Annotated in this window: 19 protein-coding genes and 1 tRNA gene; 10 read left to right on the forward strand and 10 right to left on the reverse strand. The window is 35.5% G+C overall.

Annotated elements, in window-relative coordinates:
- Window positions 1-39: 39 nt before the first annotated feature.
- Together J4050_RS01750 and J4050_RS01755 are read right to left on the reverse strand one after the other, a co-directional pair.
- Window positions 40-687: a 50S ribosomal protein L25/general stress protein Ctc gene (locus J4050_RS01750; protein ID WP_208152213.1), complete on the reverse strand. Its 648-nt coding sequence runs from the start codon at window positions 685-687 to the stop codon at window positions 40-42.
- A gap of 151 nt (window positions 688-838) precedes the next feature.
- Window positions 839-1780, reverse strand: coding sequence for a ribose-phosphate pyrophosphokinase (locus J4050_RS01755; protein WP_208152214.1), 942 nt, complete (start codon window positions 1778-1780; stop codon window positions 839-841).
- Window positions 1781-1921: 141 nt separating this feature from the next.
- Between J4050_RS01755 and J4050_RS01760 the strand changes: the two genes are divergently transcribed.
- The 4 genes from J4050_RS01760 (at window position 1922) to J4050_RS01775 (ending at window position 4936) form a co-directional block, all read left to right on the forward strand.
- Window positions 1922-2003, forward strand: a tRNA-Leu gene (locus J4050_RS01760).
- A 200-nt stretch (window positions 2004-2203) separates the two neighbouring features.
- Window positions 2204-2794: a HupE/UreJ family protein gene (locus J4050_RS01765; protein ID WP_208152215.1), complete on the forward strand. Its 591-nt coding sequence runs from the start codon at window positions 2204-2206 to the stop codon at window positions 2792-2794.
- A 103-nt stretch (window positions 2795-2897) separates the two neighbouring features.
- On the forward strand, window positions 2898-3329 hold the full coding sequence (locus J4050_RS01770) for a deoxycytidylate deaminase (RefSeq protein ID WP_208152216.1): 432 nt from the start codon (window positions 2898-2900) through the stop codon (window positions 3327-3329).
- Window positions 3329-4936 (forward strand): S41 family peptidase, encoded by a 1608-nt coding sequence (locus tag J4050_RS01775; RefSeq protein ID WP_208152217.1) that lies wholly within the window; start codon window positions 3329-3331, stop codon window positions 4934-4936. Before J4050_RS01770 ends, J4050_RS01775 begins: the two co-directional genes overlap by 1 nt.
- On the opposite strand, the gene J4050_RS01780 is transcribed toward J4050_RS01775, so the two are convergent.
- The 3 genes from J4050_RS01780 to J4050_RS01790 all read right to left on the reverse strand — a co-directional run bounded on the left by J4050_RS01780 (window position 4926) and on the right by J4050_RS01790 (window position 6380).
- Complete coding sequence (locus tag J4050_RS01780) at window positions 4926-5537, reverse strand: FAD-dependent oxidoreductase (protein WP_208152218.1); 612 nt, start codon at window positions 5535-5537, stop codon at window positions 4926-4928. The two genes, J4050_RS01775 and J4050_RS01780, sit on opposite strands and share 11 nt — an antisense overlap.
- Complete coding sequence (locus tag J4050_RS01785) at window positions 5534-5737, reverse strand: hypothetical protein (protein WP_208152219.1); 204 nt, start codon at window positions 5735-5737, stop codon at window positions 5534-5536. The genes J4050_RS01780 and J4050_RS01785 overlap by 4 nt, the downstream gene beginning before the upstream one ends.
- Before the next feature lie 61 nt (window positions 5738-5798).
- A complete protein-coding gene (locus tag J4050_RS01790; protein WP_208152220.1) occupies window positions 5799-6380 on the reverse strand; it encodes a MarC family protein in 582 nt (193 codons plus the stop codon).
- A 90-nt stretch (window positions 6381-6470) separates the two neighbouring features.
- On the opposite strand from J4050_RS01790, the gene J4050_RS01795 reads away from it, so the two are divergent.
- The 3 genes from J4050_RS01795 (at window position 6471) to J4050_RS01805 (ending at window position 11043) form a co-directional block, all read left to right on the forward strand.
- Window positions 6471-7043, forward strand: a complete 573-nt coding sequence (locus J4050_RS01795; protein WP_208152221.1) for a DUF3109 family protein — start codon at window positions 6471-6473, stop codon at window positions 7041-7043.
- 352 nt (window positions 7044-7395) lie between these two features.
- On the forward strand, window positions 7396-8376 hold the full coding sequence (locus J4050_RS01800) for a ribonucleotide-diphosphate reductase subunit beta (RefSeq protein WP_208152222.1): 981 nt from the start codon (window positions 7396-7398) through the stop codon (window positions 8374-8376).
- Between the two features lie 195 nt (window positions 8377-8571).
- Window positions 8572-11043 carry a ribonucleoside-diphosphate reductase subunit alpha gene (locus tag J4050_RS01805; protein WP_208152223.1) on the forward strand — a complete coding sequence of 824 codons (2472 nt, stop codon included), beginning with the start codon at window positions 8572-8574 and terminating at the stop codon, window positions 11041-11043.
- Between the two features lie 58 nt (window positions 11044-11101).
- Here the strand turns inward: J4050_RS01805 and J4050_RS01810 are convergent, their stop codons facing one another.
- A complete protein-coding gene (locus J4050_RS01810) occupies window positions 11102-11821 on the reverse strand; it encodes a DUF6503 family protein (RefSeq protein WP_208152224.1) in 720 nt (239 codons plus the stop codon).
- A gap of 103 nt (window positions 11822-11924) precedes the next feature.
- Complete coding sequence (locus J4050_RS01815; RefSeq protein WP_208152225.1) at window positions 11925-12776, reverse strand: OmpA/MotB family protein; 852 nt, start codon at window positions 12774-12776, stop codon at window positions 11925-11927.
- Window positions 12777-12915: 139 nt separating this feature from the next.
- On the opposite strand from J4050_RS01815, the gene J4050_RS01820 reads away from it, so the two are divergent.
- On the forward strand, window positions 12916-14661 hold the full coding sequence (locus tag J4050_RS01820; RefSeq protein WP_208152226.1) for a Na/Pi cotransporter family protein: 1746 nt from the start codon (window positions 12916-12918) through the stop codon (window positions 14659-14661).
- On the opposite strand, the gene J4050_RS01825 is transcribed toward J4050_RS01820, so the two are convergent.
- Window positions 14662-16944 (reverse strand): inorganic phosphate transporter, encoded by a 2283-nt coding sequence (locus J4050_RS01825; protein WP_208152227.1) that lies wholly within the window; start codon window positions 16942-16944, stop codon window positions 14662-14664.
- A 286-nt stretch (window positions 16945-17230) separates the two neighbouring features.
- Here J4050_RS01825 and J4050_RS01830 point away from each other — a divergent pair, with 286 nt between their 5' ends.
- A complete protein-coding gene (locus tag J4050_RS01830; RefSeq protein ID WP_208152228.1) occupies window positions 17231-17590 on the forward strand; it encodes a toxin-antitoxin system YwqK family antitoxin in 360 nt (119 codons plus the stop codon).
- 85 nt (window positions 17591-17675) lie between these two features.
- On the opposite strand, the gene J4050_RS01835 is transcribed toward J4050_RS01830, so the two are convergent.
- Entirely contained in the window at window positions 17676-18872 is a 1197-nt protein-coding gene (locus J4050_RS01835; protein ID WP_208152229.1) for a beta-helix domain-containing protein, read from the reverse strand.
- A 39-nt stretch (window positions 18873-18911) separates the two neighbouring features.
- Window positions 18912-21731 carry a TonB-dependent receptor gene (locus J4050_RS01840; protein WP_208152230.1) on the reverse strand — a complete coding sequence of 940 codons (2820 nt, stop codon included), beginning with the start codon at window positions 21729-21731 and terminating at the stop codon, window positions 18912-18914.
- A gap of 228 nt (window positions 21732-21959) precedes the next feature.
- Between J4050_RS01840 and J4050_RS01845 the strand changes: the two genes are divergently transcribed.
- A complete protein-coding gene (locus J4050_RS01845; protein ID WP_208152231.1) occupies window positions 21960-23300 on the forward strand; it encodes a deoxyguanosinetriphosphate triphosphohydrolase in 1341 nt (446 codons plus the stop codon).
- The last annotated feature ends 71 nt before the right edge of the window (window positions 23301-23371 follow it).

The raw sequence follows: 23371 nt of genomic DNA on the forward strand, positions 1-23371 counted from the left end.
TTAAACAGAATGCTTTTATTTTATTCAAAAAAAATGAATTTATTCTTGGCTAGATTCCGCTTCTGGAGTTGCAGCAGTTGCTTCTGCTCCTTCGGCAGTTTCTTCCCCTTCTTCATCCTCTTCTACCTCATCAACTATTGCCAGTCTACTACGTCTTACTTGACATACAACAGTATTGTCTGGGTGTAAAAGCTTATAGTCATCGTTTTTTAACTCTGTGATGTAAAGCTTACTTCCAATTTTAAGAGGCGTAATATCAATCTCTATAAAATCTGGTAATTTAGATGGAACTGCTTTTACTTTAAGTTTACGGTAAGGTCTTCTTAAGTTACCACCGTTTAGCACGCCTTTGGAGGTTCCTACGGTTTTTACAGGAATTTCCATGGTGATTTCTTTGTCTTCGAAAATTTGGTAGAAATCCACATGTAAAATTCTGTCTGTCACAGGGTGAAATTGAATGTCCTGCATAACAGCGTTATAAGACACGTCATTATCTAAGGCAATCACAACCGTATGCGCGTTTGGAGTGTATACGAGTTTTGAAAATGCCAATTCTGGTGCAGAGAAATGAAGTGGCTTATCTCCTCCGTATAATACGCAAGGAACCTGACCAGCATTACGTAAGGCTTTTGTTGATTTCTTGCCCACGCTTTCTCTTTGAGATCCATTGATTGTAATTGATTTCATTTTGAAATTGTTGTTTTAAATTTATAAAATCCTCATTTTGAGGGCTGCAAATTTATAAATTTAAAATGGAATACCTACAGAAACAGGTTGAGTTTTTCAATCAAAGTAATATTTCTTTGATTTTTAGGGGAATATGAGCGAAAAGTACCTGTTAGATGACAAACTTATTACTAATAGATTTGTTGTGGTGCACATTATACATCACTTCTGCAAATAAATTAGCACAGCTTATTACTCTTAATTTTTTACTATCCTTTGTCAAAGGAATTGAGTTGGTAACAATAAGTTCTTCAAGTGCAGATTTTTCTAATTTTTCATAGGCATCACCCGAGAGTATAGGGTGAGTACATATAGCACGGACACTTTTAGCACCACGTTCCATCATAAGGTCAGCAGCTTTTGTTAATGTACCAGCAGTATCCACCATATCATCAACTAAAACCACGTTTTTACCGGTGACGTCACCGATTAATTCCATATGCGAAATTACATTGGCCTTGGCTCTTTGCTTGTAACAGATAACAACGTCGCTTTGTAGTGCTTTTGAATAGGTGTAAGCTCTTTTAGAACCTCCCATATCTGGTGATGCAATAGTTAGATTATCGAGATTTAAACTTTTCAGATAAGGTAAAAACACGGTTGACGCGAATAAGTGATCAACAGGTTTTTCAAAGAAACCTTGAATTTGATCGGCATGTAAGTCCATTGTTATAATTCGCGTGGCACCTGCAGCTTCTAACATTTTTGCTACAAGTTTAGCTGCAATTGGAACTCTAGGCTTATCCTTTCTGTCTTGTCTTGCCCATCCGAAGTAGGGCATAACAGCTGTGATATGCCTAGCCGAGGCTCGTTTAGCAGCATCAATCATTAACAGCATTTCCATTAAATTCTTTGGACCAGGATGTGTAGAGCCAATAATAAAAATGCGTGTACCACGGATAGATTCTTCATAAGATGGTTGAAACTCACCATCACTGTAGGTTGAGGTAATAACATTACCTAATTTAACACCATATGCGGCTGCAATTTCTTCTGCAAGATATTGACTTTGCGAGCATGTAAAAATCTTGGCTTCAGCTGGTTCGTGTGGCATTTTTGACAGAAATTAGTTGTGTTAGTGTTAAATATAATTAGCATCCAAAATTAGAAAAATAATTTGCACGCTAAAAGATAAAAGAGAGTATTTTTAATTGGTTCACTTGAAATATTTTATATTTTTACGCTCCATAATTTTGCTCAAGTGGCGGAATTGGTAGACGCGCTGGATTCAAAATCCAGTTCCTTCGGGAGTGTGGGTTCGATTCCCACCTTGAGTACGAATAAATCAAAAAGCAAGCGAAAACATAAAGCTTGCTTTTTTGTTTTTGTAGTTTTTTGATTTTCAAAGCGACGCTTTGTGGGAACAACGACTGAATAGAAGTTAATCCCACCTTGAGTACCCAGACATGCCTCCAATAATGGAGGCATTTTTTATGAATAATAATTGTACCTTTGCCCTTCCCAAATATCGTAAATTATGCTTGAAAATTTTTGGTTCAATGTACAATATGGTATGAACCATGTTTTAGACCCAAATGGATACGATCATGTATTGTTTTTAATGGTCTTAGCAGTGCCCTACGTGTTTAAAGATTGGAAACGTATTTTACTCTTAGTTTCCATGTTTACCTTAGGTCACACTTTATCACTTGTCCTAGCCGCTTACGGTATTGTTAGCGTAAATGGCGCTTTGGTAGAATTTTTAATTCCAGTAACAATTCTTATTGCAGCTATATATAATGTTTTTACTGCTGGTAAAAAAGATAAAGGCAAATCTATTGGACTTCTATTTTTTGCCACGCTTTTCTTTGGATTAATACATGGCTTAGGTTTTGCGCGCGAGTTCAAAATGTTTTCTGGCCAGTCCGAGAATAAACTAGAACTTCTAATAGAATTCGCCTTAGGGATTGAGTTGGCTCAAATTATTGTAGTATTTGTAGTGCTGTTCTTTGGATTTTTATTTCAAACCTTATTCAGATTTTCTCGCCGAGATTGGGTAATGGTGTTGTCTTCTGTGGTAGTAGGGTTGGTAATTCCTATGATAGTTGGTAGCGATTTGTTAAACTAAGACTAAAGTTTGGTAAAACTTTAACTCTGTGCCAATTGGCTATAAAATACTATCCTTTTATCTTCGTTAAAAGGTTGTACGTTTGTGCAAACAAAAAATTGTAATGTCAGCAAAGAAACAATTACGTTATGACAAGGCTTACTTAAGAATTGCAGAAGAATGGGGGAAATTATCCCATTGCAATCGCAAACAAGTGGGCGCTCTAATTGTTAAAGACCGAATGATTATTTCTGATGGTTATAATGGCACACCTACAGGTTTTGAAAATTATTGTGAAGACGAAGAAGGTTATACCAAATGGTATGTGCTACATGCCGAAGCTAATGCTATTTTAAAAGTAGCATCTTCAACACAATCTTGCAAAGGCGCAACTTTATATATTACATTGTCTCCATGTAAAGAATGTAGTAAGTTGATTCATCAGGCAGGAATAATCCGTGTGGTATATCAACAAGCTTACAAGGACGACTCTGGATTACAGTTTTTAAAACGTGCAGGCATTACGTTAGACCATATAACAGATTTAAACGCTTAATGGCTACTAAAAATAAATACATACCACTTATTACAGGCATTGCCATCGCGGTGGGTGTTTTTATTGGTGGTAAATTAAATTTTACAGACACTTCAGATCGGTTATTTACTACTAACAGTAAAAAAGATAAGCTGAACCGATTAATTGATTATATTGATTATGAGTATGTTGATGAGGTAAATACGGATAGTATAGTTGACGTCACAGTTAATGGTATTTTAGATAATCTTGACCCACATTCAACATATATTCCAAAAGAAGACCTGAAACGTGTCACCGAGAATATGAAAGGTGATTTCGTGGGAATCGGGATTAATTTTTACCCTTATAATGATACTATTGCAGTAATTAAACCAACTGATGGTGGACCAAGTGAGCGGGCAGGAATTATGAGAGGAGACCGTATTCTATTAGCAGATGGCGACACCTTGTTTGGCAGAACAATTACAAATGATTTAATAACCAAAAAACTAAAAGGCGACAAGAATACCAAAGTAAATCTTACGGTTTACAGAAAGGCAGAAAATCGAATGTTCGATGTAGAAGTCCGCAGAGAAGATATTCCCATAAAAAGTGTTGTAGCGTCTTATATGTTAACAGATGAACTCGGTTTTATAAAAATGAATCGATTTGCGGAGTCTTCTTTCAAAGAGTTTAAGGCGGCCTTAGAAGATTTAAAAGCTCAAGGCGCCAAAAAACTGGCTTTAGATTTAAGAGATAATCCTGGAGGCTTTTTAGGAATAGCAGAACAAATTGCAGACGAGTTCCTGGAAAAGGGAAAACTCATTTTATTTACACGAGATAAAAAAGGCAGGGAAGAATACACCTATGCTACCAAAAGAGGAGATTTTGAACAAGGCGAACTCTTTATTTTAATGAACGAAAATTCTGCTTCAGCGAGCGAGGTCATTGCCGGAGCTCTTCAAGATAACGACAAAGGCATCATTATAGGACGGAGATCTTATGGTAAAGGATTAGTTCAAAGAGAGATGGCTTTAGGTGATGGTAGCGCGGTTCGCCTCACGGTTTCTAGATATTTTACACCAACAGGACGCTCAATACAGAGACCCTATTCAAATGGAGATAGTAGGTCTTACTACAATGATTATTTTAAAAGGCTGCGTAATGGAGAGTTGGCCGATGAGAATAATATCAAGGTAGATGACTCCTTAAAATTTACCACGCCAAAAGGAAAGGTAGTGTATGGTGGTGGAGGTATTATTCCAGATGTTTTTGTTCCTGTTGACCGTGCTTTCGATAATGAAACTGTTAACTTCCTTAGAAGAAGAGGGCATTTTGGCCGTTTTATCTTTGAAACTTTAGACAAAGATAGAACCCAATTTGGAGAATATTCAAAATATGATTTTATCAATAACTACGAAGTAAGTGATGATATGGTTATTCAATTTCAAGACTATGTCAATGATAAGGAGGGTACTGATTTTAGTTTCGCAGCTTACTACAGCCAATTGCGCAGACTTATAAAAGCTACTTTAGGAAATCAATTATTTGACGATAATGCTTTTGAAGAAATCCTGAATAAGGATGATATGATGGTGCAAGAAGTTATTTTATTGAGTACTGAATATCCTAATTTTAAACAGTAATCTTATCGTGTACTTTGGTATGCTTGCCGTTATTCCAAAGTGTTAAAATATCTGTTGCGACTTGAGCTCCACTTCCAGCGGCTATTGAAAATTGACTGCGCCAACCAGCCAAAGTCCCTGCAACGTACAAATTATCTACTATCTTATGATCTGTATTATTAAGCCAAATACGATTTTTTTCTAAAGCGGCTTTAGGGTGCGGTTCAATATAGGGCTCAAGACCTTTAATGGTCATTAGATTTGTATAGCCTACAGCTATCACCGCCGTTTCCGTGCTGTACTTATTTTTATTGGTTTCAACTATAAACCCATTAGAATAAGGTTCTATGGATTTCACTTTCTCCTTTTCAATTTGGATAACATGAGGATATAAATCTTGTAACTGTTGTTTTCCATTATCTAAAATATCCTTTCCTAATGTGCTAGGCGAAAGTCCAAGAACATTATTAAAAAGTGCATTTTGAAGGTGCGAGGATTTTTGATGCATAATAATGCCAATGGATTTGCCTTTAGCATATTCTTTATGCTGAGCTGACCCCAGAATTAAGGCACAAGACATACCTGCCGCTCCACCACCGATGATTAAGGCATCAAAATTCATTTGCGCTTATTTTGAAGAGTCTCTATCTTTTTTGATAGTCTTAAAATCTGTAATAAAATAATGGCACAAAATCCTGCAATTATAGTTAAAACCGCCGTATAACTTTCGCCCTCTAAAAGCGCGTTGAAGTTAAGCTTGGTGGCATTGAAAATAATAAGCCCAAGGGCCAATAGTGTTAGAATAAGTGTTGCAATCTTCATAAATCTACAGTTCGTTTGTGCAAAGATAAAGCTTGAAATTGGTACTAGGAAATAGTCGTTGTTAAACCAAAAGTGCTTTTATATTGTGTGCGAATAATTTAACTGCAATGGCCAATAAAATAACCCCAAATACTTTTCTAATGATTTTAATACCATTCCCACCAATAACACGTTCTATTTTAGCGGAAGTTTTAAGAACTATATAAATAACTATTACGTTGGCAATAACGGCAACAATAATATTTTCAATTGCAAATTCAGCTCGTAGGGAGAGCAGTGTTGTTAAACTGCCTGGCCCTGCAATTAAGGGAAAGGCTAGAGGAAAAACAGAGGCCGTTAGGGCGTTGTGGTCATCATCTTTGTAAAGGGTTATACCTAAAACCATTTCAAGCGCAATGAAAAAGATAACAAAAGCACCTGCAACAGCAAAAGAGTTGACATCAACACCGATAAGACTTAAAATACTTTTACCTAAAAAGAGAAATAATATCATTATAACACCCGCAATGAGTGAAGCTTTTTCACTCTGAATGTGTCCCACTTTTTTCCTTAAATCAATGATTATAGGGATATTGCCTATAATATCTATGACGGCAAAAAGGACCATAAATGCAGTAAATATTTCTTTAAAATTCAGTTGCATTATCATGCTTTTTAAAATTCGCGGCAAAGGTGCGATTTCTTTACTGATTTTCAATATTAATAAACTGTAAAGTTTAGCTATTTTTGTCCTATGTTTCAGTTAGGTAAAACACTAGTCTCAGAAGACATAATAGAAAACGATTTTGTTTGCAATCTTTCTGCATGTAAAGGCGCTTGCTGTGTTGAGGGTGATGCCGGTGCGCCCTTGGATAAGGAGGAGGTCGAGATACTAGAAGACATATATCCAAAAGTTAAACCATTTCTTCGCAAAGAAGGTATTGATGCTATTGAAGATCAAGGCACATCCATTACAACAGCCTTTGGTGAGAATGAAACCCCTCTAATTAATGGAGCAGATTGTGCTTATGTTATTTTTGATGAACACAACAAAGCATTGTGTGGCATAGAAGAAGCTTACAACCAAGGCGCTATTGATTGGAAAAAACCCGTGAGTTGCCATTTATACCCAGTTAGGATTAAAGATTATTCAGAATTCTCTGCAGTTAATTACGATAGATGGCATATATGTAATGACGCTTGTAGTTTGGGTAAAGAACTTGAAGTCCCTATTTATAAATTTGTTAAACAAGCGCTCATTAGAAAATTTGGGCAGGATTGGTATAGCGAATTAGAAAAAGTTGCAGAAGAAAAGCTAAAGAGATAGCAGAATACCATTAGTCTTTAGGGTTAAAATAAACAAGGTGCTTCAAATTAAAAACAAGACTAAAATTTAGCAAAACAAACTCCCTTTAAACACGGTACTTTATGGCTTATTTATTAGGTTAATTCTTACAATTTACCTTCAAGAAATATAATAGTATTACATTGAAAATCAGTTAATTAAGGGCTTTTTTGAAAAAACCATTTTAATACAGGTATTTTTTTTCACTTGTTAAAAACTTGTTGACAATGTTTATAAAATAACCTTTCATTATCCTTTACATTTTTAAATCTTTGTCCGTCCCAAATCGCTCCAAAATAATTCGTTTAATAGTCACAAAAAAAGTAAAAGAAACATGTCGCAAGCAGTAGAGCCAATTTTAGCAGAAAACAAAGATCGTTTTGTAATTTTTCCAATTCAACACCATGATTTATGGGAGTGGTATAAGAAATCAGAGGCCAGTTTTTGGACGGCCGAAGAAATCGATCTGCATCAAGATTTAACCGATTGGGCTACCAAATTAAATGACGACGAACGATACTTTATTAAACACATTTTAGCCTTTTTTGCTGCAAGTGATGGTATTGTTAACGAAAATTTAGCAGAGAACTTTGTAAATGAAGTACAGTATAGCGAAGCTAAATTTTTCTATGGTTTCCAAATAATGATGGAGAATATTCATAGTGAAACCTACTCGCTTCTTATTGACACTTATGTCAAGGACGAAGTTGAAAAAGATACTTTGTTCAATGCTATTGAAAATTTCCCAGCCATAAAGAAAAAAGCAGATTGGGCTTTAAAGTGGATTGAATCGCCAAGTTTTGCCGAGCGTTTAATTGCATTTGCAGCTGTAGAAGGGATTTTCTTTTCTGGTGCATTTTGTTCAATTTTCTGGTTAAAGAAAAGAGGATTAATGCCGGGATTAACATTTTCAAATGAATTAATATCTAGAGATGAGGGTGTACACTGTGATTTTGCTGTTCACTTGCATAATAACCATTTGGTAAATAAAGTGCCTAAAGAGCGTATAAGAGAAATCATCATTGATGCGCTTAACATTGAAAGAGAATTTATCACAGAATCATTGCCAGCAAGCTTAATAGGTATGAATTCTAAATTAATGACCCAATACTTAGAGTTTGTTACAGATAGACTTTTAGGAGAGCTGGGATGTGAAAAAGAGTACAACTCATCAAATCCATTTGATTTTATGGATATGATATCGCTTCAAGGAAAAACCAATTTCTTTGAGAAGCGCGTTTCAGAATATCAAAAAGCCGGAGTGCTAAATAAGGAAGAGGAGAAAGATAAATTTACTTTCGACGCTGACTTTTAATTGGGTTTAGTCTTAATAAGGCTAAAAAAACCCAATGCCCTTTCTGTCCCAAACCTAATATTGTGGCAGATTCAAAAACAATTAATTAATCTAATCAAAGTAGGTGCTTGTCCTGCAACGGGAGAGGTGTCTGCTCTAACTAACTAACGCCATGCTGAATTGGTGTATTCAGTAGGTAAATAAATTAAATAACGTATGTATGTAATTAAAAGAGACGGCCGAAAAGAACCAATGATGTTCGACAAAATCACTGCTAGAGTGAGAAAATTGTGTTACGGATTAAACGAATTAGTTGATCCGGTAAAGGTTGCCATGCGAGTCATAGAAGGCTTGTACGATGGCGTAACAACAAGCGAATTAGATAATCTTGCTGCAGAAATTGCCGCAACGATGACTACTAGCCACCCAGATTATGCAAAATTAGCAGCACGAATTTCGGTTTCTAACTTACATAAAAACACCAAGAAATCTTTCAGCGAGGTCATGGAAGATTTATATACATACGTTAATCCAAGAACTGAAAAAAAAGCACCTTTATTATCGGATGAGGTTTATAAAATCATTTCAGAGAATAAAGACAAATTAGATTCTGCCATTATTTATAATCGTGATTTTGGTTACGACTATTTTGGGTTTAAAACTCTAGAGCGTTCCTACTTATTAAAATTAAATGGCAAAATTGCTGAGCGTCCACAACATATGTTAATGCGTGTATCTGTTGGTATTCATTTAGACGATTTAGATGCGGTGCTAGAAACCTATGAGTTAATGTCTAAGAAATATTTTACTCATGCTACACCAACGTTATTTAATTCTGGGACACCAAAACCACAAATGTCATCTTGTTTCTTGTTAACCATGAAAGACGATAGCATCGATGGAATTTACGATACACTAAAACAAACAGCCAAGATTTCTCAATCTGCTGGAGGTATAGGATTGTCTATACACAATATTAGAGCTACAGGGAGTTATATCGCTGGTACAAACGGCACCTCAAACGGAATTGTGCCGATGCTCCGTGTATTTAATGATACAGCGCGTTATGTAGATCAGGGTGGTGGAAAGCGCAAAGGTAGTTTTGCCATTTATTTAGAAACATGGCATGCCGATATTTTCGATTTCTTGGATTTAAAGAAAAACCACGGTAAAGAAGAAATGCGCGCTCGCGATTTATTCTATGCGATGTGGATTTCAGATTTATTTATGAAACGTGTTCAGGAAGATGGGGAATGGACTTTAATGTGTCCTAACGAATGTCCAGGTTTAGCAGATACGCACAGTGAAGAATTTGAAGCGTTGTATACGAAGTATGAAACTGAAGGAAAAGGCCGTAAAACGATTAAGGCAAGAGAGCTTTGGGAGAAAATCTTAGAGTCACAAATAGAGACAGGAACACCTTATATGCTCTATAAAGATGCAGCAAACCGTAAGTCCAATCAAAAGAACTTAGGGACTATAAAGTCATCTAACCTTTGTACTGAAATATTAGAATATACAGCACCAGATGAAGTTGCCGTTTGTAATTTAGCTTCTATTGCTTTGCCAATGTTTGTAAAGAATGGTGAGTTTGATCATAAAGAGTTGTATAAAATTACCAAACGTGTTACCAAAAACTTAAATCGCGTAATTGATAGAAATTACTATCCAGTTCCAGAGGCTGAGAATTCTAATTTCCGTCACAGGCCAATAGGTTTAGGGGTACAAGGTTTAGCAGATACCTTTATAAAATTACGAATGCCTTTTACTAGTGATGAGGCTAAAACATTGAATCAAGATATTTTTGAAACCTTGTATTATGCAGCTGTTACTGCATCCATGGAAGAAGCTAAAGTAGACGGAGCTTACCAAACCTATGAAGGTTCTCCAATTAGCACAGGTGATTTTCAGCACAATCTATGGAATATTAAAGATGAAGAATTAAGTGGTCGTTGGGATTGGGCAAAATTGCGCAAGCAAGTATTAAAGCATGGCGTACGTAACTCTTTATTGGTAGCACCAATGCCAACAGCAAGTACTTCTCAGATTTTGGGTAATAATGAGTGTTTTGAGCCTTACACATCTAACATCTATACAAGACGTGTATTGTCTGGAGAGTTTATCGTTGTAAACAAGCATCTGTTAGAAGATTTGGTGGAGCTTGGCTTATGGAACGATGGGGTGAAGCAAGATATCATGAGAGCCAATGGTTCAATTCAAGGGATAGATATAATTCCAGAAGATATTAAAGAGCTTTATAAAACAGTATGGGAATTGAGCATGAAAGATATTATAGATATGTCTCGTCAGCGAGGGTACTTTATAGATCAGTCTCAATCGTTAAACTTGTTTATGGAAGGTGCTACTATGGCAAAACTAACATCAATGCATTTCTACGCTTGGAAAAGTGGTTTAAAAACAGGAATGTATTACCTGCGTACTAAGAGTGCGGTTGATGCCATTAAGTTTACATTAACTAATAAAAAGAAGGAGGAGCCTGTGGCTGAAACGGTTCAAGTAACTGAAGAAGCAGTAGTTGCCAAACAGAAGGTAAAGGCAGCCAAAACAGCAGCTAAGTTTACTCAAGAAACCACAGAAGTGGAGCCTCTTTCACCAGAGGAGATGAAGGCATTAATTGCTCAAGCTAAGGAAGCCGAAGGCGATGATTGTTTAATGTGTGGTTCTTAATTACTGCTCTAACAAATTGTTTTAAGTGTTAAAAAAGCCTCTCATTCGAGAGGTTTTTTTAGTTTTCAATTAAAGTGTCAGTACCCAAATGTTTATTGTCCTTGTTGTAGTACCAAGCCCTAGTCTGAGGCATTTTAATACCGTTAACAACAAATATTTCGCTTAGTAAAATGTATTCTCCAGAATCTAGTATCATACGACCAGAATCATCCGTTTTAAAAAATTGATAAACTTCCATTGCATAAGTAGAGGGGTTGAAATAAAAAAACCAAATATCGCTTCCTGTAGAGGCATCATAAGACACCTTTAAAACCAAATAATCCCTATTTTTAAATGTTCTTTTTTCTACTTCTTTATCTAAAACTGTTCCTGGATCTTTAAGTTTCATTGGTAGGCCATATAAATACGTATAATAGTTCTTGTAAAGCACAGCTCTATCACAACTCATTCCCTTGTCATTAATAGAATCTATTGACTTACCATTATAAAGCATTTTACATTGCCCTTTGTTTATTTCGTAATACGTGTTAACTGAGTCTCTTTTCGCGGACACGCTAAAGTATTCTAGAGGTAAATTAATTTTAATATGACTCACGCGCTTAGAGGCATTTGGAGTAGTCATTTCAACCGTAAAATCACCTTCAAATGTACTCCATTGGTTGTTTGGGTCATGAAATGCAATGGACTTATCTAAAAGTTGAGCTGCCGTTAACTCTTGGCTCCAGACTGAAAATAGGCTAAACAAAGTTACAACTAAGAACACTAATCTAACTGTCATGGTATTTTTTGATTTAGTATTGAAACACAAGTTAGGAAATAAAAAAAGCATCCAATGCCGAATTTTACGGGAGGATGCTTTTCTTAATTTTGAGGGATATGGATTAATTGGCCTCCATAAGGGCAAAGAACTTATCTATGTTTGGCATTAAAATAATGCGTGTACGCCTGTTTTTGGCTCTATTCTGTTTAGAGTTGTTATCAACTAATGGTTGGTAGCTACTGCGACCAGAAGCGATTAATTGCTCTGGAGCAACCTTAAATTGCTTTTGCAGTTTTCTTACAACAGAGGTTGCTCGCAAGACACTTAAATCCCAGTTATCTTGAATTTTGTTTGTATTAATAGTTCGAGAATCCGTGTGGCCTTCTACCATTACATCTAGGCTAGGTTCTGAATTGATAACATCAGCGAGCTTTTTCAATATCTTATCAGCCTTATTGCTAACACGATAGCTTCCAGTGTTAAATAGCATGTCATCTGCAATAGAAATCATTACAACCGTTTCGTTAATATCTATCACCAAGTCTTTATCTTCATCTAAATCACTCGTATCAATAGCCTTGTTTAGGTTGTATTGTACAGCCAAATTCATAGAGTCTTTAAGGGTTTCTGCAGATGCTAATTTTTCTGGGTCAACTTGCTCAAGTGTTTCAAGCATGTTTTGTTTGCTCATCCCAGATATTACTGTTCCGTCGTCATTAACCTCAAATTTAGCTTGGTTTTCTAGGGTTAGCCCTTCAACATCTTGATTTAGGGATTGAATTTTTGAATTATAGTCATTAACACGTGCCTCAATAACCGCAAATTTGTTTTCTAGGTCTTCTTTTTCAACTCGAGTTTTAGTGAGTTCACTTTTTATTTCACCATTTTCTTGTTCTAGGGCCAAATATTTTTTCTTGGAAACACAAGAACTAAAAATAATAGCACCAAGTAATAGAATTGAAATTTTTTTCATGATTTGGTTTTTAGTTTAAAGAATTTATATACTTAGATATACGATGAAAGGATTTTTTTAGACGTTAAAATGTAATTATTTAACAACTTTTTTTGGTTAACATTGAATTTACATTAAATTAAACTTCATTTAATATTTAATGGACTACGGACTATACGATATTTTAATGTTAGTTGGTGCTTTAGGGGTTTTCCTTTATGGTATGACTGTTATGAGTGATGCCCTTTTGTTGCTAGCAGGGGATAAACTGCGTAAGATATTGGCCTCAATGACATCAAATCGTGTTTTTGGAATTTTTACAGGCTTCTTAATTACATCTATAATTCAATCTTCTTCGGCTACAACCCTTATGGTAGTGAGTTTTTCTAATGCAGGGTTATTAACTCTGGTGGAGTCTATTGGTGTAATAATGGGTGCCAATATTGGTACAACAGTTACAGCTTGGATAATTGCCATTCTGGGCTTTAAAGTGAGCATGAGTGCTATAGCATTACCTCTAGTCGGTTTGGGTTTTGGCTTAACTTTCCTAAAGAACAAAACATATAAGAATCTTGGAAACTTCATAGTGGGCTTTGCGTTGTTATTTATTGGGCTTGAGTTTTTAAAGGATACCATGCCAGACATAAACAGCAACCCGGAATTGTTATCTGTTTTATCCAAATACACAGATTTAGGTTATTTGTCCATTTTTATTTTCCTATGCATAGGTACTATTTTAACCGTTGTGGTACAATCGTCCAGTGCGACGATGGCACTTACCCTAATTATGACAGCCCAGGGTTGGATTCCGTTTCATTTGGCAGCTGCAATGGTACTTGGCGAAAATATAGGTACAACTATTACCGCTAATCTTGCTGCAATAATTGGAAATTATAAAGCAAAGCAAACCGCAAGGGCACACTTGGTATTTAACAGTATTGGTGTGATCTGGATGCTATTATTGTTTTATCCGTTTTTGCGATTTATAGATTGGTTATCGGTTCAAATAGGGTCAGAATCCCCCTATATGTCTGCTGCTGCTATTCCCGTGGCCATTTCGCTTTATCACACGACTTTTAATTTTGCCAACAGTTTTTTATTGGTTTGGTTTGTAAAACCTATAGCAAAATTAGTGGAGTATTTGGTGCCTGAAGTAGCGCTTAAGACCTATGAAATTGACCAACCAAAATATTTAACACCAGAAGTTTTAAAATACCCGGAAACAGCAATTTCTGCATTGCGAAATGAATCTATATATTTATTTGAGAATCCAATTTTCGAGATTATAGCTCATGCTTTAAGCATAAGTAGAACGGATATTATGTCTGACGAGAAAACAAAGAATATTATAATGAAATCTAATATTCAGTTTAAGGCGGATCCAGGAAAATTGTATTTAACTAAAGTCAAATCCATTTATGGGAAAATTATTGAATACGGAACCAAGGCCCAAAGTGAATTAAAGTTAACCCAATCACAGCATCAGGAAATAAGTCAATTGAAAATAGCCAATAGAAAGATGGTTGAGATGATAAAGTTAGTCGAGGATCTTACCAAAAATATAAATCTTTATATGGTGTCTGATAACACGTATATAAAGGACGAATATGACCGATTACGACAAAAGGTTGTTAAAGTACTCCGTATTATTTATCGGATGAGAACCGAAAAAAATAAGGAGAAATATCACGATAAACTGATATTGCTTAAACAAAAGGCTAAACAAAACAAGCACCTTGGCTCAGTAAAAATTGATAAGCTAATAAGAAAGGATAGTATAACTGCAGATATGGCTTCGTCTTATTTTAATGATTTTGATAACGTTAATGATATTGTGAAAAATCTGATTGACGTTGCAGATTTACTGTTTGCATTAAGAGACCCGTTGTTTCTCAATGGAAAATAACTATTCGTCTAAAGGATTGTCAGTAGCTATAATCTTAGCTGGTTTCACAGAACTATCGTGGGCACTGTAATACTCTTCTAGAAGATTCATAATTGCAGTAAGGAGGTCTTTTGTTTCTAAAAGTAAACCGAAATAAAGCGTTGTATTTTTTGGACTAGATTCTTCATTACGAGTACGCTCTACTTGCATGGTAATTTTAGTCTTAACAATATTAAAAACAACATCTTTATCATGAAGAATGGCGCCTATGTCATTGAATGAACGCGATTCAAATGCAGATTGTGTATTTAAAAATAGTTTTTCAAGCTGCTCGTCCAAATCTTTCAATTCTTTTATCTGACTAAATTTGAGTTTTTTATGATTGTTGTTAACATGCTTTAAGCTCACCCTAGAAATATATTCTAAGGACTGGGCCATATCCTGCAGATAGTTTAGGATATTAAGATAGAAGTTACTAGCCGATAAGCTTGGTTCTTCTAGGTTTTTAATAAAATAAAAGATGTTATCCCTTAAATCATCAACTTCATTAGAAAGTTTTTCTACTTGCTTTTTATTCTTTTTAAGGACAGCTAAATTTTGTGTGGCTAATCCGTTTATGGCATTAGTGTATATTCTATTTCCTCGCTTCACAACAGTTGCAATGTTAGATGCGCTTTCATAAATTACCCCTTGAGTTGAACTGCTCTCTGCTTTTTCTAATTTATCTTCTTCTATAAGAACTTTATTGCTTTTGCGGTGAGATATGTAATTTTTACCAAGCATAATAAGTGCAAAAACAAATAAACCCACCAAAGCATAACCCTCACCATAAAATAGGATTATAGCCATAATAGATGCAGCAGTAAATGCGCTAAAGGCTGTAAAAAACCAGCCTCCAATAACATTTAGCACACCAGCTACGCGGTAAACGGCACTTTCTGATCCCCAGGCCCTATCGGCCAAGGACGTTCCCATAGTTACCATAAATGTTACGTAAGTCGTGGATAATGGTAATTTCATTGAAGTAGCAATAGAAATCAAAACACTTGCCACCATTAAATTAACAGCTGCTCTAACTAAATCAAAGGCAGGTGCATCAGCCGTTTTAACTACTATTTTAGGTTGTGTAAATTGTTTGTTGGCCCACGCTTTATAAGATTCTGGTAATACACGATTTAGGTTAGCACCAAGTCCTATAGAATAACGCACAATATTTCTAGATAGGAAATTGGGTTCAAAGCGTTCCTTACCCTCGTCTTGTCGCGCCAAATCTACAGAGGTTTTTACAACAGCTCTCGCTTTTGTAGAAAACCAAAGCGTTAGTACCATAATTAATCCTGCTAGCAAGAGCAAGAAAGGTTCGGTTTGCACAGGTTGTGCCAAAGCAGACATAACGTAGTTAGTAGCAAGTATTCCACTTGTTGACCAAACTTCATAAGAGTTGTAAGCAGCGATTGGAACACCTATGAAATTGACCAAGTCGTTTCCAGCAAAAGCTACGGCAAGTGCAAAGGTGCCTACAACAATAATAATAGTATAGATTTGAGCCTTAAATAGTTTAACGGCTAAATAGGAAAGTACCGTGAAAACGATAAAACTCCCTTCAACAAAATAAACAGGATGGTTATTTAAAAATTCTAATATCCCAGATGGTATAAATGTTGCATTTTTTAAACCTTTTATAATTATGAAATACATAATTGCTGTAACCGCAACACCACTGAAAATGGCACTGTACCAAGCAGGTTTTTCTTTAAAATTAAAGGTTAGCAATAGCCGTGATACGTATTGAACTAACGCACCTATAGTAAAAGCAACAACCACAGATAACAAAATACCCAGAATAATTTCTATAGCTTTTGAATTATTGATGTAGTTAGTAAGGTCTGTAAGACTTTGACTATTATCACTGTAAATTTTAATCAGAGCCATAGCCACAGAAGCTCCTAGTAATTCAAAGACAATAGAAACTGTAGTGGAAGTCGGTAAACCGAGGGTATTGAAAAAGTCCAGAAGTAAAATATCTGTAAGCATCACGGCTAAGAATATCACCATGATTTCATTAAACATAAACTCGCTAGGATTAAATATGCCCTTTCTGGCAACCTCCATCATACCGCTAGACGTTAAAGCACCTACCGCAACGCCAATACTAGCAACAATCATTATAGTTTTAAAGGAAACCGCTTTGGATCCAATAGCGGAATTAAGAAAATTCACAGCGTCATTACTAACGCCAACAACTAAATCTGCAACCGCCAAAAATGCCAATATGGCGAGCATATAGATGTAAAGATTCTCCATGCAGAGGTTGTTCTAAATTTTGTTTGCAAATTTCATCTTTTAATTTCAACGTTATGTTACCAAAGTGTTATGTTCTATAAGAAAACGTGAATAATATTATATCAAAGGTACGGCAAGCAGCAAATACAACAATTCTTATTTAAACATGAAATAAATAAATAAATATAAACAATTGAATAACAGATAAATACCCGGTTAATGTTAATTTAATGTTATCTTAAAGTTGGTTTAAAGTAAATTTAGTGTTATGTTTGTATCGTTATTATTAATAAAAGCCCAAATAGTTATGAAGAAAATAGTTGTAATTTTAGTGATGTTGTGTGTAGGTTTTACATATGCTCAAAAAGAAAGAACTTTAGAATTAAACAAAGAAAAAGATTTAATAGAAGTAGTGTATTACCATGATAATGGAACCATAAGTCAGACTGGGTTTTACACCAAAGAAGGTAAATTGCATGGAGAGTGGTTTAGTTATTGCGAACAAGGAAATAAAATTATCTCCGCAAAATATTACGATGGAAAGAAAGTTGGAAAATGGTTCTACTGGAATAATGATACTCTAACTGAAGTGGATTACAGTAATAATGTTATTGCGGGTATCAATAAGTGGACGAATTCTGAAACTTCGGTTGCAGCAAACGAGTAGATAAATAAGAAATATAAAAAAAGGGCTTCTATTCTAATTTAGAAGCCCTTTTTTTATGATGTAAGTTTTATAATTGTTAATACAATTAGTCCATACGTGCCCAACCTGCACCCCAAGTAGCAAAATCAGTACCTGTAGCATTAGCGGCATCTCCGAAGATAACGTCTCCTTCTGTAATGACATTTTCTAATTCGTCTAGTACAACTGTAGTGGCAACATTAGTAAAAGAAATATCAGTTACTGAAGTATCCCCATCCACAACACCTTGGCTAGTAGCTTGTCCTGGCTCGTCATCTTGGATAACAAATCCACGACCAAAGTCGCTTACAAGAATATTCGAGAATATACCTCTAGAACCTGCTCTCAATCTAAATGCGCGACCAGAATCTTGGTCTCCTATTACCGTAACGTTAGTCACTGTAGGAGCAGAAAAATAACCACCTTCATTTGAAAAATCTGTATTGAAACCATCCATTTCAAATCCACTATCATGTGGTATACCAACATTTTGAACAACATAAACATCAGTGATAGAACCTGTCCACCCTTCAGTCCAATCTATAGAGTCATCCTCAGCATCTGTAACCACTAAGTGGTTAGCATCTACAGTTCCACCAAAGAATTCAAAACCATCATCAGAACCTTTATAGATTTGTACATAGTCAATTATTGTTTGGTCACCAGCGGCATATACAGATAATCCGTTAAGCTCAGCATTACCATCAATAGCTCCACCTACATACTCTAAACGTACATATTCCATGCGTCCTGAGCTATCACCAGGTAAATTACCACCGTAAGATAGACCACCAACTTCGGTTGTCGCTGTATCAGTCGATCCATCAGCTGTTGAGTTAATTGGTGCTCTACCACAAAGTACGATTCCACCCCAATCACCTGAGCTTGGAGAACTTGCATTAGAAGTAAATACAATAGGATTAGAAGCGTTACCAATTGCTTGTATTGTCGCACCTTGTTGGACAGCGATGTAAGCATTAACTCCAACTGGCTCAACTCTAATTGTCATTCCGGCAGGTACAGTTAAAGTCGTACCATCTGCCATTAATACAGGTCCTGTAATTAAGTATTCTTGGTCTGCATCTAAGGTTAAGTCCTGAGAATATACACCACTAAGTGTAATAACTCCATTTCCTGGACCAGTACCACCATTATTTATGGTAGTAGTACTGTTATCATTGATAACAATATTTGGTGTATTATCTCTTTCACAGCCCATAAAGACCAATGCAAAAGAAAAAAGTAATAATAAATTGCGTTTCATTGTTAATTGAATTTAATTGAGATTATTTATTGTTTCTTGTTAAAATTTATAGCTAAGTTTTACACCAGTGTTTATACCGAGTTTAAATTGTGAAATAACTATATCTCCACTACCAGTACCTTCTCGTGTAAAGGTGATATTTGGGTTTAATAAGTTCTGTGCAAAAACCGTTAGTTCTAAGCCTTCAGAAATTGGACTTTTCCATACAAAGTCTAAAGAGGTAACACTATTTTCTACTATATTTCCTAAACTACCAGAACCAATAGAAAATATTCTATCGGAGAAATAAGAACTAACTAAGGTGAATTGTGGCTCGTAATTACCGAATTTTGGAGTATAATTAATATCGGCATTAAAAACCCAATTTGAAGCACCTTCTAATTCTTCGGTATCCTTGTTAAAAGCTGTTGTAAATGTCCCAGAGACGTCTCTTAAATCCTGTTCGGTATGCAGGTAAGATCCGTTAAAACCAAAAGCTAATACCGTTGATTCATCTTCTCTATTAATAAGGTTTTTTCTTACTTCTAATTCTATACCATAGACTTCTGCTAGGTCCCCTGTTCTAAAGAAGCGTTGTGTTCCCGTTGCGTCTGCAGCAACCACTCGGTTTACGGGGTCGTTGATTCGTTTGGCAAAACCTGCTACAGAGAATATCTCTGTTGGAGACATAAACCACTCATATTTTAAATCGAAATTATAGATGTCTGAATACGTGGCTCCTGTACCGTCAACACCACCAAGAAGATCTGGGTTACCACCATACCTCACAGTAACATCCTCATATATAAATGGTGCTACTTCCTTAAACTCCGGGATAGACGCTGTTTGACTAAATGAAAATCTTAAGTTAGAATCGTCATTAAGGGCATATTTTATATTTAAAGTTGGTAAAAGTAAAGTCTCATTAACGCTTCTTAAACCTGGATCATTTGGTGGAATATTAATTACGTCATATTCAATATCTTGTTCAAAATATTCTAATCTAAACCCAGGTACAAACAACCACTTGTCACCAACTGAGATTTCTGCATTCACATAGCCTGCATGTATTTCTAATTCACCATCATAGATATTTTCCGGTAAGCCAGGTACGTTTGTATTCCCTAGATTATTATTGATTGGGTTTAAGACCACGGTATTAAATAAGCCAGAACCAGCCGGAATATTAATATTATTAACATTCAGTATGGCATTAAGGTCATTGATGTTAGTTACAGGGGTGTTGTCTCTATCTACAATTTCATAACCGTAACGAATACTACTAAACGCTCTTCGTTTTAACCTTCCATTATGTCCAATGTTTAATTTGAAATTTTCTGAAAATTCTTTTTTAAAGTTTAAGAAACTCGAATATTCATTGTCTTGAATAGATTGAAAAAATCGCTGGTTATCAAATGGAATGTTGGTATAAAAAATTGGATTTGTATTAGGATCGTTGTCTAGAGCAAATTGGTAATTCTCAAATGAAAAACGACGTCTGTCGGGCTCATCAGACATCACTAAATTGTATCCAACACCCCATGTAAGTTCTAGAGTATCATCATCGAACAAGTGCTTGCCTAATAATTGATTAACTAAAACCATATCTTGATTAAACCTACCGTTAATCGTAAAGAAACCTAAGCCATTTGGATCTACACTGGCTATGTCATCACGATTAAAACCTTGGCCTTGAGTACCAAAATAGCCAACTTGATCGCTCGAACTATTAATAAATAAAGAGCTGAACTTAAAGGAGTTTGTATTGTCAAGTTTAAAATCTATATTCAGCATCCCTGTTGTATTAGTGCTGTAGTCATACTCCTCTACATTAGGAAAATCTACTTTTAAAACGTTTGTAAAGTCTCTTGCAACACCTTGTCTATACTCGTATCCGTTAGAAAATCCAAGAGTAGCAAAAAAGCTTAATCTTGTATCATCGTCAAAGTTATGCGAGTACCCGCCAGAAATTGTTCCATTTAAATTTATAGGTGAACTGCCATCCTGAGGATCTACAGTTTGTCCTAAGACGACATTGAATGGGTTTACATCATAACGGTTATAGTACCCAAAGAAACTTGGGCCATCATTTCTAACAAAATTTTCTCCAGCAGCTAAAGAGTTTACTCCACTCCCTAATGAGACTTTTACGAAGCCGTTTCCGTTATACTCTTTAGAATTGATATTTACGTTTCCAGCAGAGAAATCACCATAAAAACTAGAGGTAAAGGCTTTACTAACTGATACATTTTCTATAATGTCAGTTGAAAATAAGTCTAAATCAATATTCTTTTTGTTAACATCAGTAGATGGCAAAGGAAGCCCATTAAATGTAGTGTTCTGATAGCGGTCGCCCAATCCTCTAACATAGACGTCGCTAGAATTCTGCTGTTTAGAAATACCTGAAATCTTTGAAACCGCACCAGCAGCATCACCAACTCCTTTTCTCGATAACTCAATTGCGCCTATACTTTGTTTAATGGATACAGCTTTCTTTTGATCTAGTAAAAGGGCGGCTTCACTTTCTTTACGTGAAGAGGTTTTAATAACAACTTCCTCCAAGGCTGCAGCACTCGCTCCCATGGGTACGTTAATAGTGGTTACTTTACCGGCCACAACATCGGCTTCTATTTCTAAAGTTTCATATCCAACAAAACTAAAGATTAAGACATATTTTCCAGGGTCTAGATTATTAAGTTCATATAGACCATCAATATCCGAGGTAGTTCCCTTAGAAGTACCTTTAATAACTATGTTGGCAAACGGAAGTGGCTCATTATTAAACTCTTTGTCGGTTAATTTCCCAACTATAGAACCTGTATTTTGAGCTTGAAGACCAAGCGCTATAAAAAAACTAAAAATGAATAGTATTTGTTTCATTTGAATTTTAAAATTGTTGCTGCAAAGAAACTGTGATATTCCTATTTTTAAGTTAATCGAGAATTAAACATTTGTAATTAAAAAGTTAGTTTAGTGTTAGCTGAACATTAAGAGTGTTTAACTTGAGGCAACATTTAATTAACATCGAAAAAAGGCGAGTTTTCCTTTTGTAATCCTAACTAATTAAGGGTCAATTTCTCTATCTTGCGACTTAGAAAATAATAATACATGAATTGGGAACAATTATTATCTCTAAAACGGTACGGAGATAACTCTAAGCGCCTTAGAAAAGAACAAGATGAAACACGTTTAGGTTTCGAAGTAGACTATGATCGTATCATTTTTTCAACAGAGTTTAGAAGTTTACAAGATAAAACTCAAGTGATTCCCCTATCAAAGACGGATTTTGTACATACAAGATTAACCCACAGTCTCGAAGTAAGTGTAGTGGGACGCTCTTTGGGAAGAAAAGTTGGGCAGTGTATATTGGAAAAACACCCTCATTTATCAGAAGTTCATGGATATACTTTAAATGATTTTGGTGCAATTGTAGCAGCGGCTGCATTAGCGCACGATATAGGCAATCCTCCTTTTGGTCATTCTGGTGAAAAAGCCATAGGGTCATATTTTAAAGACGGCCATGGGAGTGCATTGACAGACCAACTAACAGCAAAGGAATACCAAGATTTATGTGATTTTGAAGGCAATGCAAATGGCTTTAATATACTTGCTCAAAGCAGAGAAGGACGCTCTGGCGGACTTAGATTAAGCTATGCTACATTGGGAGCTTTTATGAAGTATCCAAAAGAATCTTTACCCAAGAAACCAACATCGCATATCGCTGATAAAAAGTATGGTTTTTTTCAATCAGATAAGAAGATGTTTATTGATGTTGCTAACGAACTGGGATTGCAAAAGCGCAGTGAAGCCCATCACAGTTATCAGCGGCATCCCTTAGCTTTTCTTGTAGAGGCTGCTGATGATATCTGTTATACTATAATTGATTTTGAAGATGGTATAAACTTAGGTCTCATCGAAGAAGATTATGCATTGGAATACCTAATTAATTTAGTCAGAGACCGCATACAAACTAAAAATTATAACGCACTCACAACAAAACAAGATCGCGTTAGTTACTTAAGAGCTTTAGCCATAGGGACTTTAATTGATGAAGCTGCTTCTATATTTATGGAAAATGAAGCTAATATTCTTAAAGGTGATTTTGATAAAGCACTTCTAGATACATCTAAATACAAGGCCCAAATAGAAGACATTATCGCTTTGAGTATTAAGAACGTTTACAACTCTCAAGATGTGGTTTATAAGGAAATAGCAGGTTATGAGATTTTAAACCATTTATTAAACTGCTTTGGTACAGTTGCGACAAATTGCTTTAATAGTAGCTTGACGCATTATGATAAATTGTTGTTGGAGCTACTTCCGCCTTCAATTCATTTAGGCCAAGAATCACTCTATGAAAACGCATTAAGTATTTCACGTTTTGTTGCTTCATTGTCCGATTCTAATGCTATGATGCTACATCAAAAGCTTAAAGGACAGATCCACTAGTTGCATTTCATCGATTATTTTTGGTTTTTATCGTTTAATTATCGTATTTAGAAGTGAGTTTACCCCAAAAA

The organism is Winogradskyella pelagia (assembly GCF_017581965.1).
Lineage (GTDB): Bacteria > Bacteroidota > Bacteroidia > Flavobacteriales > Flavobacteriaceae > Winogradskyella > Winogradskyella pelagia.